The following is a 16,119-nucleotide window of genomic DNA, read 5'->3' as shown; positions in this document are numbered from 1 at the left end:
ACGGCGCTGAGGTGGCATCATCAGCGCGCCGTCCCCCGTCTTTTCGCCTGGAGCCACCCTGATGACCGCCACCACCGTCCCGGTGAGCAACCGGCGTGAACGTACCGGCTGGTACTTCTACGACTGGGCGATGTCCGCCTTCTCCACCACGGTCATCACGGTGTTCCTCGGGCCGTTCCTGACCAGCGTCACCGAGCAGGCCGCCGGGTGCGCGCTGGGCGCCGACGACTGCGACGCGCGGGTGCACCCGTTCGGCCTCAGCATCGCCGCCGGCTCCTACTTCCCGTACCTGGTGTCGCTGTCGGTGCTGCTGACCGTGTTCGTGCTGCCGGTGATGGGCGCCGTCGCCGACCGGGCCGCACGCAAGAAGCCGCTGCTGGCCGCCGCGGCGTTCCTCGGCTCCGGCGCGACCATCGCGATGGCGTTCGTGACCGGCGAGCGGTACCTGCTGGGCGGGCTGCTGTTCATCGTCGCGAACATCGCGTTCGGCGCGTCGGTGGTGGTCTACAACTCGTTCCTGCCGCGGCTGGCCGGGCCTGACGAACGCGACAAGGTGTCCAGCCGTGGCTGGGCGCTGGGCTACCTCGGCGGCGGTGTCCTGCTGCTGCTCAACCTGGCCGTGGTCACCTGGCTCACCATCGACGGCGACGACCGGCGCACGTTGGACCTGGCCCGCTGGTGCATCGTCTCGGCCGGGGTCTGGTGGGCGGTGTTCACCCTGGTGCCGCTGCGCCGGCTGCGGGAGCACCCCAGCGCCGAGGCCGGTACGGCGGGCGGCAACGTGCTCACCGACGGTTTCCGCCAGCTCGGCAGCACCATCCGCAGCCTGCGGGCGTACCCGTTGACGTTGTTCTTCCTGCTCGCGTTCCTGATCTACAACGACGGCATCCAGACGGTCATCGCCCTGGCCAGCCAGTTCGGCACCGAGGAACTGAACCTGCCGCAGAGCGCGCTGATCGTGACGATCCTGATCGTGCAGTTCCTGGCGTTCGGCGGGGCGTTGCTGCTGGGCGCGGTCGCCGAGCGCATCGGCGCCCGCAAGACGGTGCTGATCGCCCTGGTCGGCTGGCTGGGGGTCATCCTGGCCGCGTTCTGGCTACCGGAGGGTGAGCCGCTGCCGTTCATGCTGCTGGGCGTCGCGATCGGCCTGGTCATGGGCGGCAGTCAGGCGCTGAGCCGCTCACTGTTCAGCCAGCTGATCCCCGACGGCCGCGAGGGCGAGTACTACGGCTTCTACGAGATCAGCGACAAGGGCACCAGCTGGCTGGGGCCGCTGGCCTTCGGGCTGGTGTTCCAGCTGACCAACAGCTACCGCATCGGGCTCGTGTCGCTGGTGGTGTTCTTCATCGTCGGTGGCATCCTGCTGGCGATGGTCCCGATGCGCCGGGCCATCGTCGCGGCCGGCAACACGCCGCCGCGGCTGCTCTGAGCCGGACCCGGGGGCTGTGGTGGACATCGTGATCGACGCGGACTCGGCGGTGCCGCCGTACGAGCAGGTGCGGTTGCGCATCGCCGAGCTGGCCGCCGCCGGTGCGCTCGCGGCCGGCGCGAAGCTGCCGCCGGTGCGGCAGCTCGCCACCGAGCTGGGCCTGGCCGCGAACACCGTCGCCCGCGCCTACCGCGAGCTGGAGCAGGCCGGGCTGGTCGAGACCCGCGGCCGGGCCGGCACGGTGATCACGGCCCGGGCCGCGCAGACCCCGGCGGCGGCGCAGAAGGCCGCGCAACGCTACGCCGAGCAGGCCACCGCGCTGGGCCTGACGCCGCAGGCGGCGCTGGAGCTGGTCCGCGCCGCGCTGGGACTGGCCGCGGTGAACTCCTAGTCCTCCGGCTCCCAGGCGATCAGCTGGTCGAAGACCTGCCGGTCGCCGTCGAGCTGCAGCGACTCCATCGGGATGCGGCCGTAGCAGAACATCACCAGCTCATGGGCCGTGCCCCGCGCGGAAGCATGGGCAACCTCCGGGTCCACGGCGGCGGCCGGCGTGGGCAGGCGGGCGGCTCGGGCACCGTCGGCGGAGAACCGGAGCCGCCAGGAACGGCCCTCGGTGGCGTGGTAGTCGATGACCGCGGGCTTGTGCGGCCACGCGGCCGTGTTCGCGACGCACGTGGTCACGAACTCGTCGACGCCGTCGAGAGCCACCTCCTCCGGCAACGGCTGCGGGGCGCCCACGGTGACCTGGGCGTCGTAGGTGTGCACGGCGACCTGCTGAAGCTGATGCCGGGCGACGGCGCCGGTGGTCTGCGGCGACTGCGACGGACCCCACCACGTCCAGCAGCCACGATCCGGGCCGGCCTCCCGCAGCGCGTCCAGCAGCTCCTGCGTCGACGCGGCGAACCAGGCCAGCAGGGCCTCGCGCTCCCGGGGCGCCACCGGGGCGGACATCGCCGGCGGAGCGTCGGCGGGTCCAGCGGCCACGGTGGCGGCCCACCTGCGGCGGCCGTCGCCCAGGTGCTGGACCAGGTCGAACAATGTCCACTCGGGGCAGGTCGGCACCTGCGCGTCGAGGCTGGGTGCCGCGGCGACCGCCGTCCGGAAGGCGGTCGATCGTTCGTCCATCAGCCGCAACAGGTCGGCGAACTCCAGAGTCTTTTCCACCGCGGCTTTGTACCACCGCCCTGCGACAACCGACAGCGGATTTCCTCACCCCGTGGGCGCAGGTGACCGGCCGAGCAGCACCAGGATGTGCCACAGGTACTTGCACAGCTGCAGCGTCTCGGCGTCCCTGGCCTGCCGGGCCGCGTGCCCGATGACGGCGGCGTCGATCAGCGGCGGTCCCAGGCTGCGGGCCAGCGCGGCCGCCTCCGGCCCCCGTAAGTCGTCGGGGAAGTCCGCGGCGGCCAGCACGAAGCCGGGGTGGTGACGCAGCGGGGCCAGCTGCGCCAGGTGCGCGGCGGTGGGCGTACCGGTGAAGCTGGGGTCGGCCACGACGGCCTCGACGTCGGCGTCCAGGTCGACCCCGCCGTGGATCTGCGCCTCGACGTAGTCGTCGAGGGCCCGGCCGGCGCTCGTGCGCGGCCGGGTCAGCGCGGCCACCCACGCCTGCGGGTCGTCCGCGGCCACACCCAGAGCTGACCCGGTACGGGTGACCTGCTCGAGCAGCGCCGCCCAGATACCGCCGAAGGTGTCCGCGGTGCCGACCACCGTGGGTTCGGTGACGCTGTCGCCGTGGCTGAACGTGGCCCGCGCGTTCACCTCGGGGCGCAGCACCAGGTGGCAGCTGCCGAACCGCGGTGACGCCCCGTCGAGGTGCCCGGCCAGGTTGAGCCCGCCGTAGACGGGCCGGCCACGGACCACCTCCGGCGGGTACGCGCCGGCGAACATCCGCCGTTCCCAGCGTTCCCGGTCCCCGCCGGCGTACGCGGTGAGCCCGCCGTTGGAGATGCCGGTCTCGAACTGGCTGCGGTACACCCGGTCGCGGGCCAGGTGCTCGGCGACGGTACGCCCGTCGGCGAGCAGCCGGTCCGGGTGGAAACTGACCGTGATCCGGGCGCCGGGCACCGGCAGGTCTCCGGCGGTGCCGAGCCCGCGCACGTACGCGAGGGCCCGGGCCGGCGGATCGCTCACTTCGGCTGGATGACGTTCGTGGCGAGCAGCACCATCAGCAGCGCGCCCAGCACCAGCCGGTAGCCGATGAAGATGCTGTACGAGTGCCGGGCGATGAACTTCAGCAGCCAGGACACGGCGAACCAGCCGACGATGAAGCTGACCAGCGTCGCGACGATCGTCGGGAGCCAGCCGACACCGCCGTTGTCGGCCGAGATGTTGTCGTACTCGGTGACGGTCTGCAGGACGCTGGCGGCCAGCAGCGCCGGGATCGACAGGAAGAACGACAGTTTGGTGACCGTCACCCGGTCGAGGTCACGCAGCAGGCCGGCCGACATCGTCGCCCCGGAGCGCGACACGCCGGGGATCAGCGACAGGCACTGCACCAGCCCGATGATCAGAGTGTCCTTCCAGGTCACGTCCTGCTCGTGGCGGACCTGGGTCGCGGCGTGGTCGGCGAACGCCATCACGCCGCTCCACAGGATCAGCGCCCCGGCCACGAACCACAGGCTGCGCAAGGTGCTCTCAATGGTGTCCTGGAACAGCAGCCCGACAATGCCGATCGGGATCGAGCCGAGGATCACGGCCCAGCCGAAGCGGTAGTCGGGATGCTCGCGGTGCTCGCCGTTGAGCACGCCGCGGACCCAGCCGGAGATGATCCGGGCGATGTCCTTGCGCAGGAAGATGACGGTGGCGATGACCGCACCGGACTGGATGATGGCCGTGAACGCGGTGATGTCCGGCGCGTCGATCTGATAGCCGAGCAGCTTCTCCACGATGGTCAGATGGCCCGTGCTGGAGATCGGCAGGAACTCGGTGAAGCCCTCCACCGCACCCAGCAGCACCGCTTCGAAGATGTTCAACCCGACCTCGTCCCTTGATCGTTGCCTGACCGCGGTCGAGGATAGGGGGTCGCTCAGCCACCGCTGCGCCTGACCCGCGCCGCGGCGATGGTGTAAGCGGGGTCACGGTCGAGGTTGTGCCGGTCGCGGTCGTAGCGGCGGGTGGTGCGGGGGTCGGCGTGACCCATCGCGTCCTGCACGTCCTCCAGCGGCACCCCCTCGGCGCGGGCGGTGGTGGCGAACGCGTGCCGCAGCGAGTGCGGCGACAGCCGCGCCCACCCGGCGATGCCCGCGTCGCGGGCCAGGCGCCGCACCAGCCGGAACACGGCGTGCCGGTCGATGCGGGCGCCGGTGGCGGTGACCAGCAGCGGCCCGTCGAGCCGGTCGGCGGTGGTGGCCTCGGCCGCGGCGCGCTGCTCCAGGTAGGCGTCCAGGGCGGCCGCCGCGTACGGGGTCAGCGCCCGCCGCCGCGGCTTGCCGCCCTTGCCGACGAACCGCACACTGCGGTGCCCGCGCTCCACACCGACGTCGGCGACGTCGAGACCGACCAGCTCACCGACACGCAGACCGAGGTCGGCCAGCAGCGCGACAGCCGCCCGGTGCCGCAACGCCGCCGGCCCGGTCTCGGCCTCGACCGCGCCCAGCAGCGCGTCGACCTCCTCCGGCGACAACCCCACCGTGGCGGAGTGGTCCCGCGAGACCGGCGGGCGGTCCGCGCCACCGACCGGGTTCGCGTCGATCGCGCGCAGCTTGACCAGGAAGTCGTACCAGCTGGACAGCCCGGACAGTTTGCGCGCCACCGTCGCCGGGGCCAGCGACTGCGCCTCCAGCCCCCGGGCGTACGCGTTGACGTCCAGGAACGACGCCCGCAGCGGCTCCACCTCCCGCTGCGCGCACCACGCCAGCCACGCCGCGACGTCGCGCCGGTACGCGTCGCGGGTGTGCTCCGACAGCCGCCGGTTGGCCAGCCACGCCTCGGTGACCTGTTCGGCGCTGCCGCCGACGGTGACCGCGCCTGCGCTCTGCCTGGGGATCAGCGTCGACATGGCGACCATCGTGTCAGCTCTGACGCACCTGACCGTCCGCGACATGCCAGGTACGGGTGTGCCCGACGGCGCCGGCGAAGTACCGGTCGTGGGTCACGGTCAGCAGCGTCCCCCGGTACGCGCGCAGCGCCTGCTCGATGACCTCCAGCGCGTCGAAGTCCAGGAAGTTGGTCGGCTCGTCGAGCAGCAGGATCCGCGCCGGGCTGTTGACCATGACGGCCAGCAGCAGCCGCCGCAGCTCCCCGGCGGACAGGCTGCGCAGGCTCGTCCCCCACTGGTCCGGCCCGAACTGGTGCCCGGCCAGCAGCCGCTCGGCGTCCTCGGCGTACACCGGCACCCGGGAACGGAAGAAGTCCAGCACCGTCGTGCCGGTACGCAGCCCGTCGGAGGTCTGCGGCAGCACCGCCAGCTCCACGTCGGCGTGCTCGGCGATCGAGCGCAGCAAAGTGGTCTTGCCGGCGCCGTTGCGCCCGGTGATCAGGATCCGGTCGCCGCGCCGCACCTCCAGGTCGACACCGTCGAGCAGGGTCCGGTCGCCGAGCTTGACGGTCAGGTCGTGCACGGCCAGCACCGTGTCGCGGTCGGCGCGCTCGTCAGCCGGGAACGCCAGGGTCAGCGGCGGGCGGGTCCGCGGCTCGGCGATCCACCGGGCCGACTCCATCTGCCGGCGCAGCCGCCGCTCGCGGGCCTTGGCCTTCTGCGCCACCTTCTTGGCGATGCGGCGCAGGTGCGGCGCCTCGACCCCGGACCGTACGGTCGTCTCGACGAACCGGGCCTGCTGCTTGGTGCGTTCGATGTCCTGTTCCCAGCGGATCCGGTCCTTCTCCTGCGCCTCGTAGTCCAGCAGCAGCCGCTGCCAGCGGCGGGCCTTCTCCTGCCGGTAGGCGGTGTACCCGCAGCCGGGATAGTCCTGCGGCTGCTCGTGGATGCCGTCGAGCTCGACGACGTGGGTGACCACGGCGTCCAGGAACGCCCGGTCGTGGCTGACCGCCAGCACCCCGCCGGGGAAGTCACGCAGCCACTCAGCGAGCCACGCGGCGCCCTCGGCGTCCAGATGGTTGGTGGGTTCGTCGAGCAGCAGCAGCCCGGGCGCGTCCAGCAGGGCCCGGGCCAGCAGCAGCCGGGCCTGCTCACCGCCGCTGACCTCGCTCAGGCGCAGGTCGGCGGGCAGGTGGTCGATGTCGAGACGCTGGCGGATCTCGGTCAGCCGGGTCTCACCGGTCCAGCCTTCGAGGGCCGTCCAGCGTTCCTGGACCTGGCCGTACTCGTCGAGGACGTCGGCGCCGCGCTCGAGCGCGGTCTCCAGCTGCCGCAGCCGCTCGGTGACCGCGGCGAGCTCACCGAGCCCGCCGGTGAGGAACTCCCCGACGGTGCCCTGCGGGTCGGCGACCTGCTGCGGCACGTACCCGACCCGGGTGCCCGGGGCGCGGGTGACGCTGCCGGAGGTCGGCGCGAGCTCGCCGGCCAGCACCCGCAGCAGGGTCGTCTTGCCGGCCCCGTTGGGGCCGACGACACCGATGCGGTCGCCGGGACCGACGATCAGGTCGAGGTCGGAGAAGAGCAGATCACCGTCGTGGGCGCGGCTGATCGAAGCGGCTTTCAACAAGGAGTCCTCCAGGGACCGATACCGACAGGGGTACGGCGACCCGCGCGCGACCAGCGAAGGGCGGCGCGTGCACGGGTCGGGTCGGTATCACACGGAGGTGACGACTCCTCGGGCTCGGCGGCAGGGCTCGGCAACCACTCTGACGCGGTCCCGGCGGTGCCGCAAGCCAATTTTCAGGCGGCGTAGGCGACCGAGGTCTGCATGCCCTGCACGTCGGTCACGGCCAGCCGCGACGCCATCGTGCTGCGCGCCGCGATCTGCGCCGCGTACGCCGCCCGGCGCCGCGCCACGCAACCGTCACCCTTGGCCGGACCGGAACCCTGCTGCTCCATGTGCGTGCTCAGACCGTCCTTGAGCAGGGCCAGCGCCTCGGTCCGCAGCTGCGACACCCGCGACTCGGTGACCCCCAGCTCCGCGGCGACCTCGGCCAGCGGCCGCTCCTGCAGGTACGACGCCTCGACCACGAACCGCAGCCGCTCCGGCAGCACCGCCACCGCGTCGTGCAGGTAGCCGATCCGCTCGCGGTGCAGCAGCGTCTCCTCCGGGTTCATCGAGTCCTCGGTGACCATGTCCTCGGCCGCGCCCGCGGTGAAACCCTGCAACGACAGCACCGCCGCGCGCTGCACGTCGTCGTCGACCGTGGCCAGCTCGCTGACGCCCACCCCGAGCAGCTCGGCCAGCTCAGCCGGGCTCGGCGTGCGACCCAGCTGCGCGGTCAGCTCCTGCCGGGCCACGTCCGCGCGGCGGGCCCGGGCCCGCACCGAACGGCTCGCCCAGTCCATGCTGCGCAGCTCGTCCAGCAGCGCCCCGCGGACCCGCACGGCGGCGAACCGCCCGAACGGGATGCCCCGGCCCGCGTCGAACGCCTGCGCGGCCGTGACCAGCGCCGCGTACCCGGCCGAGGCCAGGTCGTCACGGTGCACGTGCGCGGGAACCTTGAACAACATCTCCCGGACCAGGTGACCCACCAGCGGCATGTTCTCGCGGATCAGCTGCTCCAGCTCGCGGCTGACGGTCTTCGTCGTGGCTGCGGACATCGTGTGTTCCCCCTCGTGTGTGTCGCCCGGTGACGGCTCACCGGCTGACAGGGGGAACTTTTCGTGGCGCTGGGTGCAGACTCCGGTCGCGTTCGGTTGCCGGACGGTTGCACTGCGAAAAAACCTAAAGTCCGCCCGAGGGCGGCGGCCAGCTGCGCCTACGCCAGCAGCCAGCCGTTGTCGACGGCCAGGCGGACCGCCTCGGCCCGGGTACGCGCCCCGGTCTTGCCGATCACCGACGACAGGTGATTACGCACCGTGCCCTCCGACAGGCGCAGCTCCCGGGCGATGTCAGCCACCGTGCCGCCGTCACGGGCCGCCCGCAGCACATCACTCTCCCGCTCGGTCAGCGGCGAGTCCCCGTGCGCCAGCGACTGCGCCGCCAGCGCCGGATCGACCACCCGCAGCCCCTCGTGCACCCGGCGCACCATGTCGGCCAGCTGCCGCGCCGGAGTGTCCTTGACCACGAAACCACTGGCCCCGGCGGCCATCGCCTGCCGCAGATACCCGGCCCGGCCGAACGTGGTGACCATCAGCACCCGGCAGCCCGGCACCGCCGCCCGCAACGCCCGCGCCGCCGCGACCCCGTCCAGCCCCGGCATCTCCACATCCAGCAGCGCCACGTCCACGTCATGACCACGGACCGCGTCGACGACCTCGTCACCCCGGCCCACCTCGGCCACCACCTGCAGATCCGGCTCCATGTCGAGCAGGGCCGCCATCGCCCCGCGGACCAGCGCCTGGTCGTCGGCCAGCAACAACCGGATCATGCCGGCACCTCCACCCGTACCCGGAAACCCGGCCCGTCGCCGCGGCGACCGACCGTCAGCGTCGCCCCCGCCGCGTCAGCGCGGCGCCGCAGACCGACCAGACCCTGACCGTCACCGGCCGGCGCAGCGTCACCCGGCCCGTCGTCGACGATCTCCACGCTCCGCGGCGCCAGCCGCACCGCACAGTGCCCCGCCCGGCTGTGCCGCACCACGTTGGTGACCGCCTCCCGGATCGTCCACGCGAACAACTCCCGGTTGCGCGTGGGCACCGCATCGGTGGCCCCCGGCAGCTCCGCGCACACGTGCGCCGCCGCCAGCGCCTCCCGCGCCGCCGCGATCTCCCCCGGCAGCGAGATCCCCCGCACCCCCAGCGCCGTCGCCCGCACATCCGACAACGCGTCGCGGGCCAGCACCTCCAGCTCCCGCAGCTCCGAACGCGCCCGGCCCAGATCCACGTCCAGCAGCCGCTGCGCCAGCTCCGCCTTCACCGTCACCACCGTCAGCGAATGCCCCAGGATGTCGTGCAGATCAGCGGCGATGCGCGCCCGCTCGTCAGCCACGGCCCGCTCGGCGGTCTCCCGCTGGGTGATCTCCGCCAGCTCCTGCTGCGCCACCTGCAACCGCCGCTGACGCTCCGCCGCCAGCCGGAAACCGCCGCTGGCCGCCGACCCCAGCAGCACCGCCAGCCCGTAACCCTGGTCGTCCCAGCCCGGCACCCGCCACGCCAGCACCTCGGCCACCACCAGCAGCAACCCCGCGAACGGCGCCGCCTGCCACAGCGGCAACCCGATCATCGCCGACGCCGCCACGTACACCAGGCAGGTCAGCGCATGCACACCCGCACCGGGCACCTGCAACGCCGCCAGCGCCAGCAACGCCAGCAGGACCAGCCAGAGCCGCACCACGACCCGCAGCGGCCGCCCGCCCCGGCGCACCGAGCTCATCCAGGCCACCAGCGCCAGGTACAGCGCCGCGAAGCCGGCCAGCGCGGCCAGCCCCACGTCGCGCTGCCAGCCCGCCGGATGGGCCAGCAGCGCGGTCAGGTTCTCCTTCAGGTAGAACAGCCACACCCCGGCGAAGACCCACCCGAAGCGCCGGCCCCGCCGCTCCGCCTCGCTCATGGTCGTGACGCTACCGCTCACTCAGACCCGCGCCGTGTCCCGCCGGAACCGCCACATCGCGCCCGCGGCGAACAACGCCGTCCACACCACCACACCCGCCGCGGCGGCCCACAGGTTCCCGTCGTGGGTCAGCGGATACCGGGCGATCTCCCCCACCCCGTACACCGGGGTGAACTTCGCAATCGTCGCGAACGTGTGTCCCAGCTGATCAACGGGCACGAACAACCCCCCGGCGAACGACAGCACCGCCAGCACCGGACCGAGGATCTGCATCACGTTCTCACTGGGCAGCAGATAACCCATGAACAGCCCGAACGCGGCGAACACCAGCGCACACACCCAGGCCAGCAACCCGCAGGCCACCCAGGCCGACGCCGGCAACTGCGCCCCCGACACCGCCCCGACCACGAACGTCACGCCGACAGACACGGCCCCGATCACCATCGCCAGGACCAGCTTCACCGCGATGTACGCCCCCGGCCGCAACGGCGTCAGCCGCAACTGCCGGCTCCACCCCGCCGCCCGCTCGATCGACACCATGGCTCCGCCGCTGGTCGTGGCCAGCATCGCCCCGTACACCGCCATGCTCACCAGGATGTAACCGGTCACGTTCCCGCCACCGACCCGCTCCGAGCGCGACGCCGAATTCGTGCCGAACAACAGGAAGAACGCCGCCGGCAACACCACCGTGAAGATCACCGTGCGTTTGTTGCGGACCATCCGCCGCAGCTCCAGCCCGATCATCGCCACACTGAAACCGCCGAAGCGCGGCAGGCTACGGGCAACAGGCATGCTCATCGGGCACTCCCCGCGGTCGTCTTCTCGTCGGCGGTCAGGGTCAGGAACGCCTGCTCCAAATTCCGGGACGTGATCTCCAGATCCCGGGCGGCGGTCTCCGCCAGCAGGTAGCGCGCCACCTGATCGGTGTCGCCGGCATGCACATAAACGGTGTCACCACGCAGCTCCACCGACTCGACCCCCGGCAGCGCCCGCAGGTCGGCCTCATTGGCACCCGGCAACGTCGCCCGGACCGTACGGCCCGACGCCAGAGCCTTCACCTCGGCCGCCGTACCGTCGGCCACCACCCGGCCCCGCCGCACGAAGACCACCCGATCCGCGTACGCGTCGGCCTCCTCCAGGTAGTGCGTGGCGAAAATGACCGTCCGGCCGCCCCGCGCGTCCTGCCGGATCGACGTCCAGAAGTCATGGCGGCCCCCGACATCCATCCCCGTCGTCGGCTCATCCAGGATCAGCAGCTCCGGATCCGGCAACAACGCCATCGCGAACCGCAGCCGCTGCTGCTGGCCACCCGAGCACTTACCAACCAGCCGCTGACCGATGTCCGCGATCCCGGCCCGCTCCAGCGCCCGCGCCACCTCGGCCCGGCCCCGCCCGAACAGCACCGCAGTCAGCCGTACGGTCTCCTCAACCGTGTAGTCCTTCAACAAACCACCGGACTGCATCACCGCTGACACCAGCCCCAGCGCCACCGCCTCACGCGGCGGGCGGCCGTACACCCTGGCCGTGCCCGCCGTCGGCGCCGACAGGCCCAACAGCATGTCCACCGTGCTGGTCTTGCCCGCACCGTTGGGCCCCAGCAGGGCCACCACCTCCCCCGGACGGATCCGCAAACTGATCCCGTCCACGGCGGTGACCGCCCCGAAACGCTTCACCACCGCCTCCAGATCGACGGCGAACTGGCCGGACCCGCGGATCCCGGCCTCAGGTAACGCGGTAACTGTCATACCCCGATCCTCAGCGCTCCCGGCGACGACCGAGGGGGGCAACCGTCACGACCATCCCATGACATCTGTCAGGGCACTCCTGGATGATCGGCCCTCCCCCGGCCGGGCACCGCCGGTCCACACTGGAACAACTCGCTGTCATCCCACGGGGGGAAACATGAGAACACTGCTCGCTGCCGTCATCACCGCCACCGTCGCCGCCACCGCACCGGCCACACCGGCCACCGCCGCACCCCGGCAATACACCGTCACCGACCTCGGCACCCTCGGCGGCCTCTCCACCGAGGTCTACGACCTCAACGACAAAGGCGTCGCCGTCGGCCGCAGCCTCACCGCCGACGGCGAGATGCACGCCTTCTCCTGGCGCAAAGGCCAACTCACCGACCTCGCCACCCTGCCCGGCGGCCACTACGCCGAAGCCCACGGCATCAACGAAAGCGGCACCATCGCCGGCACCGCCCTGAACGCGGACGGCGAATACCGCGCCGTCATCTGGCGCCGCGGCCGCATCACCGACCTCGGCCAGGGCCGCAGCATCGGCTGGGACATCAACGACAACGGCCAGGTCCTCGTCTCCCGGGTCGACGAAACCGGCGCCCAGACCAGCCGCCTGATCTGGCACAACGGCACCGTCACCGAACTAGGAGCGGAAAACGACACCGCCCGCACCACCGGAAAGATCAACAACGAGGCCAAGGTGCTGATGCTGTTCGACAACACCTACCTGGGTTTCCAGCAGTACGGCTCCACCAGCGGCTTCGGGCCCATCGCCACCCCGGGCAGCAACTACCCCAACGACATCAACAACAGCGGCATCATCGCCGGGTACTCGACCGATGAGCTGGGACGGACCCGGCCGGTGACGTACCCGCTCGGGCCGGTGGAACTGGGCACGCTCGGCGGGCCGGACGGCAACGCCACCGCCGTCAACGACAAGGGTGTGTTCGCGGGGGTCGCTCAGACCGCTGCCGGGACCAGCCGGCCGGTGCTGTGGCGCAACCGGCTGATCATCGACCTGACCACGCGGGGGCTGACCGGGAACGAGATGCCGGTCGGGATCAACAACCGCGGGCAGATGATCGCCACCATCGACTTCCGGGCAGCGTTCATCAGCTGAGGGAGCGCTGGCACAGGCACAGGGTGATGGCCCGCGCCCGGCATCGGTGTTGCCGGGCCGGGCGCCAGCGCGGTCGCGAGGTGAGGTGAGGTGACGGGCTGGACGCCCACACGGTTGCGAGGTGATGGCTGAGCCGGCACGGCATGGGGTGAAGGGCTCAGCCAGGCCGGGAGTCGCGCCAGCGGGACCCATGGCCGTTGCCGGCCGGGCGACCGACCGGCCCGTTGGCCGGGGCGGGGCGCACTAGCCGGTTGACCGGTTGACCGAGACCAGCCGCTTGGCGGCTTGGCGGCTGGCGGCTTGGCCGCTTGGCGGCTTGGCGGCTTGGCCGCTTGGCCGCTTGGCCGCTTGGCCGCTTGGCCGCTTGGCCGCTTGGCCGCTTGGCCGCTTGGCCGCTTGGCGGCTTGGCCGCGCCAAGCCCTTGGCCCGGCTTGGCGGCTTGGCTCGGCCTCGCGGCTTGGCCGCGCCGGGCGGCTGGCCCCGGCCAAGCCCTTGGCCCCGGCCGGGTAGCTGGCCCCGGCCGGGTAGCTGGCCCCGGCCGGGTAGCTGGCCCCGGCCGGGCGGCTGGCCCCGGCCGGGCGGCTGGCCGCGCCAAGCCTCTGGCCCGGCTGGGCGGCTTGGCCGCGCTACCCTCTCGGCCCGGCTACCGCGGTTGGCCTGCTGCGCGGCGTCCGGCCGAGGCGCGGGTGATGAGACTCGGGCTGGGTGCCAAAGCCGAGGTGCCGGGATGCTGACCCCGCCGGACGGCTCAGTCAGCAGCCAAAAACCGATAGCCCACGCCCGCAAGAATCAACCCATGGAAGCCACCCACACCGCCCTCATCATCGAGGTCCCCGCCGCCGAACCAGCCGTCAGCGCCCACCGCACGGCCCTCGACCGCGCCGCCTCCTGGGGCGTGCCCGCCCACATCACCCTCATCTTCCCGTTCCTGCCCCCCGACACCATCAACGACGACACCCTGACCGCCATCCAGCAGATCGCCGCTGCGGAAAACCCCTTCGAGCTGACCCTGGACCGCATCGGCTGGTTCGGCGACACCGTGGTCTGGCTCGCCCCGACCCCGGCCCAACCCTTCATCACCCTCACCACCGCCCTGGCCGCACGATTCCCCCAGGCCCAGCCCTACGGCGGCGCATTCGACGAGACGGTCCCTCACCTCACCATCGGCCACGACCACCCCCGCCCCACGCTCGAAGCAGCCGCCGTCGCAGTCCCCCGCCACCTACCGATCACCACCACCATCACCTCGCTCCGCCTGATGGCCGGCGCCCGCGAACCCGCGACAACTGGCACCCCGTCGCCGACTTCCCCCTCGGCGCCTGACCCGCCGGCAAGACCGCGCCTCAGCCCGCCACGCAGAACTCGTTGCCCTCCGGATCAGCCAGCACCACGTGATGCGTGCCGTCCACCGCCAGGACCGACGCACCCGCGCCCACCAGCTGCGCCACCTTCGCCTCGACCCGCTCCCACACCTGCTCCGGCGCGCCGTACCGGCCCACCCGCACGTCGATGTGCAGCCTGTTCTTCGCCACCTTGGGCTCCGGCACCTCCAGGAACACCAGCCGCGGACCGATCCCCTCCGGATCGTGCAGCCACGCCCCGCCACCCTCGTCCTCACCCGGCGGACCGAACGACGCCGCCCACTCCTCCCGGGTCCGGAACGGTGCCGGCGGCGGCTCGTCCACATAGCCCAGCGCCAGCTTCCAGAACTGCGCCAGCTCCACCGCCCGCGCACAGTCGAACGTCAGGTCCACCCGCAATGCCATCTCGCACCCCCCGGTTCCGCTCTCAGCGATCACATCTTCCGCTCGGGGTACGACAAAAGGCATCGTCGACGCCATGAAGCTGCTCGTGCTCGGCGGCACAGGGTTCGTCGGTCCCGCCCTCATCGACGAGGCCCACACCCGCGGGCACAACGTCACCGTCCTCAACCGCGGCCACCAGCCACCCCCGCCGGGCACCACCGGCCTCACCGGCGACCGCCTCAGCCCCGCCGGCCTGACCGCACTGACCGGCGGCACCTGGGACCTGGTCATCGACACCTGGTCCGGACGCCCCAGCGCCGTCCGCGACGCCGCCCACGCCCTCGACGGCCGCGCCGGCCACTACACATACCTCTCCAGCCGCAGCGTGCACGCCGACGCCGACACCCCCGCACGCACCGAGGGCGACCCGCTCGTCGACGCCTCCCCCGACTCCGACCACGACAGCGACTACTCGGCGGCCAAACGCGGCGCCGAACTCGCCGCGGAGCAGAACTTCACCGGCCCGGTCCTGCACGCCCGCGCCGGACTGATCCTGGGCCCGCGGGAGAACATCGGCCGCCTCCCCTGGTGGCTCAACCGCCTCGCCCGCGGCGGACCCACCCTCGCGCCCGGGCCGAAAGACCTGAAACTGCAGTACATCGACGCCCGCGACCTGGCCACCTGGATGCTCGACGCAGCAGAGCAGGGCGCCGCCGGCCCCTACAACGTGGTCAGCCCGCCCGGCCACACCACGATGGCCGAGCTGCTGGAAACGGCGAACGAGGTCACCGGCAACCACGCGGACCTGCACTGGGCCGACCCCCAGGCCATCCTCGACGCCGGCATCGAACCCTGGATGGACCTCCCGATCTGGCTCACCGGCAACGACTACGCCTTCATGCACGGCGCCGACGTCACCAAGGCCCAGGCCATCGGCCTGAAGATCCGCCCGGTGCGCGAGACGATCGTCGACACCTGGACCTGGCTGCAACAAATCGGCGGTACGGCGCCACAACGCCCCGACCGCACACCGGTAGGCCTCGACGCGACGAGAGAAGCCGACTTCCTCAGGGGCATGCAGCAGAAGTAGAGGCCGACCCCGCACGAACCCCCGCGCGGTGGCTACGAAAAGCGCCCCCGACGAGTACCCCACAGTGCGGCAGTTGACCTGACCGCAAGCCGCCCGAACCCGCAGCGGGACGCCACACCACAAGCGACGACGAGCCCATGCCGCCGGTGGGCAATGACCGCACCCCGTGATTGACCCTGCCCCGAATCCCAAAGGCTGAATTCAAATCAGGGGTAGTCGTTGATTCCTTTTTGTTTTGGAACAACCGTGTGCGAGCGATCGAGCGCACACCCTGTAAGGCATCCTAGGATGTTGGATGGCAGGCCCGGCCCGACCCCGACAAGCCGACTGCCGGAGAATACGACCCGTGCCCACACCACCGACCACCCCAGCACCACCCGACGGGCACACCGCCGACCCCACCAGAACCCGCACTGAACTGCACCAACACCGCCCGGACCTGGTATCGGCCTACGACGC

At 71.9% G+C, this 16,119-nt stretch carries 15 protein-coding genes and 1 pseudogene; 5 read left to right on the top strand and 11 right to left on the bottom strand.

The features are described from left to right. The first annotated feature begins 61 nt into the window (after positions 1-61). Complete coding sequence (locus ACZ6S4_RS34860) at positions 62-1,429, top strand: MFS transporter (RefSeq protein ID WP_465478983.1); 1,368 nt, start codon at positions 62-64, stop codon at positions 1,427-1,429. Between the two features lie 19 nt (positions 1,430-1,448). Then, positions 1,449-1,820: a GntR family transcriptional regulator gene (locus ACZ6S4_RS34855; RefSeq protein WP_465478982.1), complete on the top strand. Its 372-nt coding sequence runs from the start codon at positions 1,449-1,451 to the stop codon at positions 1,818-1,820. Here the strand turns inward: ACZ6S4_RS34855 and ACZ6S4_RS34850 are convergent. From ACZ6S4_RS34850 to ACZ6S4_RS34805, 10 genes are all read right to left on the bottom strand, one after another. Then, a complete protein-coding gene (locus tag ACZ6S4_RS34850; protein WP_465478981.1) occupies positions 1,817-2,593 on the bottom strand; it encodes a maleylpyruvate isomerase family mycothiol-dependent enzyme in 777 nt (258 codons plus the stop codon). The two genes, ACZ6S4_RS34855 and ACZ6S4_RS34850, sit on opposite strands and share 4 nt — an antisense overlap. Before the next feature lie 45 nt (positions 2,594-2,638). Beyond that, a complete protein-coding gene (locus tag ACZ6S4_RS34845) occupies positions 2,639-3,562 on the bottom strand; it encodes a DUF3626 domain-containing protein (RefSeq protein ID WP_465478980.1) in 924 nt (307 codons plus the stop codon). Continuing rightward, on the bottom strand, positions 3,559-4,404 hold the full coding sequence (locus ACZ6S4_RS34840) for an undecaprenyl-diphosphate phosphatase (protein WP_465478979.1): 846 nt from the start codon (positions 4,402-4,404) through the stop codon (positions 3,559-3,561). Before ACZ6S4_RS34840 ends, ACZ6S4_RS34845 begins: the two co-directional genes overlap by 4 nt. 53 nt (positions 4,405-4,457) lie before the next feature. Next, positions 4,458-5,429 carry a tyrosine-type recombinase/integrase gene (locus tag ACZ6S4_RS34835; protein WP_465478978.1) on the bottom strand — a complete coding sequence of 324 codons (972 nt, stop codon included), beginning with the start codon at positions 5,427-5,429 and terminating at the stop codon, positions 4,458-4,460. A 13-nt stretch (positions 5,430-5,442) separates the two neighbouring features. Beyond that, positions 5,443-7,032, bottom strand: a complete 1,590-nt coding sequence (locus ACZ6S4_RS34830; protein WP_465478977.1) for an ABC-F family ATP-binding cassette domain-containing protein — start codon at positions 7,030-7,032, stop codon at positions 5,443-5,445. 176 nt (positions 7,033-7,208) lie between these two features. Continuing rightward, positions 7,209-8,072 (bottom strand): sigma-70 family RNA polymerase sigma factor, encoded by an 864-nt coding sequence (locus tag ACZ6S4_RS34825; RefSeq protein WP_465478976.1) that lies wholly within the window; start codon positions 8,070-8,072, stop codon positions 7,209-7,211. A 158-nt stretch (positions 8,073-8,230) separates the two neighbouring features. Beyond that, positions 8,231-8,842, bottom strand: a complete 612-nt coding sequence (locus tag ACZ6S4_RS34820; RefSeq protein WP_360552176.1) for a response regulator transcription factor — start codon at positions 8,840-8,842, stop codon at positions 8,231-8,233. After that, complete coding sequence (locus tag ACZ6S4_RS34815) at positions 8,839-9,963, bottom strand: sensor histidine kinase (protein WP_465478975.1); 1,125 nt, start codon at positions 9,961-9,963, stop codon at positions 8,839-8,841. The genes ACZ6S4_RS34820 and ACZ6S4_RS34815 overlap by 4 nt, the downstream gene beginning before the upstream one ends. A gap of 21 nt (positions 9,964-9,984) precedes the next feature. Beyond that, positions 9,985-10,761, bottom strand: a complete 777-nt coding sequence (locus tag ACZ6S4_RS34810) for an ABC transporter permease (RefSeq protein WP_465478974.1) — start codon at positions 10,759-10,761, stop codon at positions 9,985-9,987. Next, on the bottom strand, positions 10,758-11,708 hold the full coding sequence (locus ACZ6S4_RS34805) for an ABC transporter ATP-binding protein (RefSeq protein ID WP_465478973.1): 951 nt from the start codon (positions 11,706-11,708) through the stop codon (positions 10,758-10,760). The genes ACZ6S4_RS34810 and ACZ6S4_RS34805 overlap by 4 nt, the downstream gene beginning before the upstream one ends. A 157-nt stretch (positions 11,709-11,865) precedes the next feature. On the opposite strand from ACZ6S4_RS34805, the gene ACZ6S4_RS34800 reads away from it, so the two are divergent. Together ACZ6S4_RS34800 and ACZ6S4_RS34795 are read left to right on the top strand one after the other, a co-directional pair. Then, positions 11,866-12,825, top strand: a complete 960-nt coding sequence (locus ACZ6S4_RS34800) for a hypothetical protein (protein WP_465478972.1) — start codon at positions 11,866-11,868, stop codon at positions 12,823-12,825. Between the two features lie 727 nt (positions 12,826-13,552). Then, a pseudogene (locus ACZ6S4_RS34795) lies at positions 13,553-14,029 on the top strand (2'-5' RNA ligase family protein); the annotation flags it as partial. Between the two features lie 139 nt (positions 14,030-14,168). Here the strand turns inward: ACZ6S4_RS34795 and ACZ6S4_RS34790 are convergent. Next, positions 14,169-14,591, bottom strand: coding sequence for a VOC family protein (locus tag ACZ6S4_RS34790; protein ID WP_465478971.1), 423 nt, complete (start codon positions 14,589-14,591; stop codon positions 14,169-14,171). Positions 14,592-14,664: 73 nt separating this feature from the next. Between ACZ6S4_RS34790 and ACZ6S4_RS34785 the strand changes: the two genes are divergently transcribed. Beyond that, positions 14,665-15,660 (top strand): NAD-dependent epimerase/dehydratase family protein, encoded by a 996-nt coding sequence (locus tag ACZ6S4_RS34785; RefSeq protein WP_465478970.1) that lies wholly within the window; start codon positions 14,665-14,667, stop codon positions 15,658-15,660. Positions 15,661-16,119 lie beyond the last annotated feature (459 nt).

This window comes from Actinoplanes sp. NPDC051405 (genome assembly GCF_055586185.1).
The sequence above is the reverse complement of the archived record's forward strand: the minus strand, read 5'-3'. Positions and strand labels throughout refer to the sequence as shown.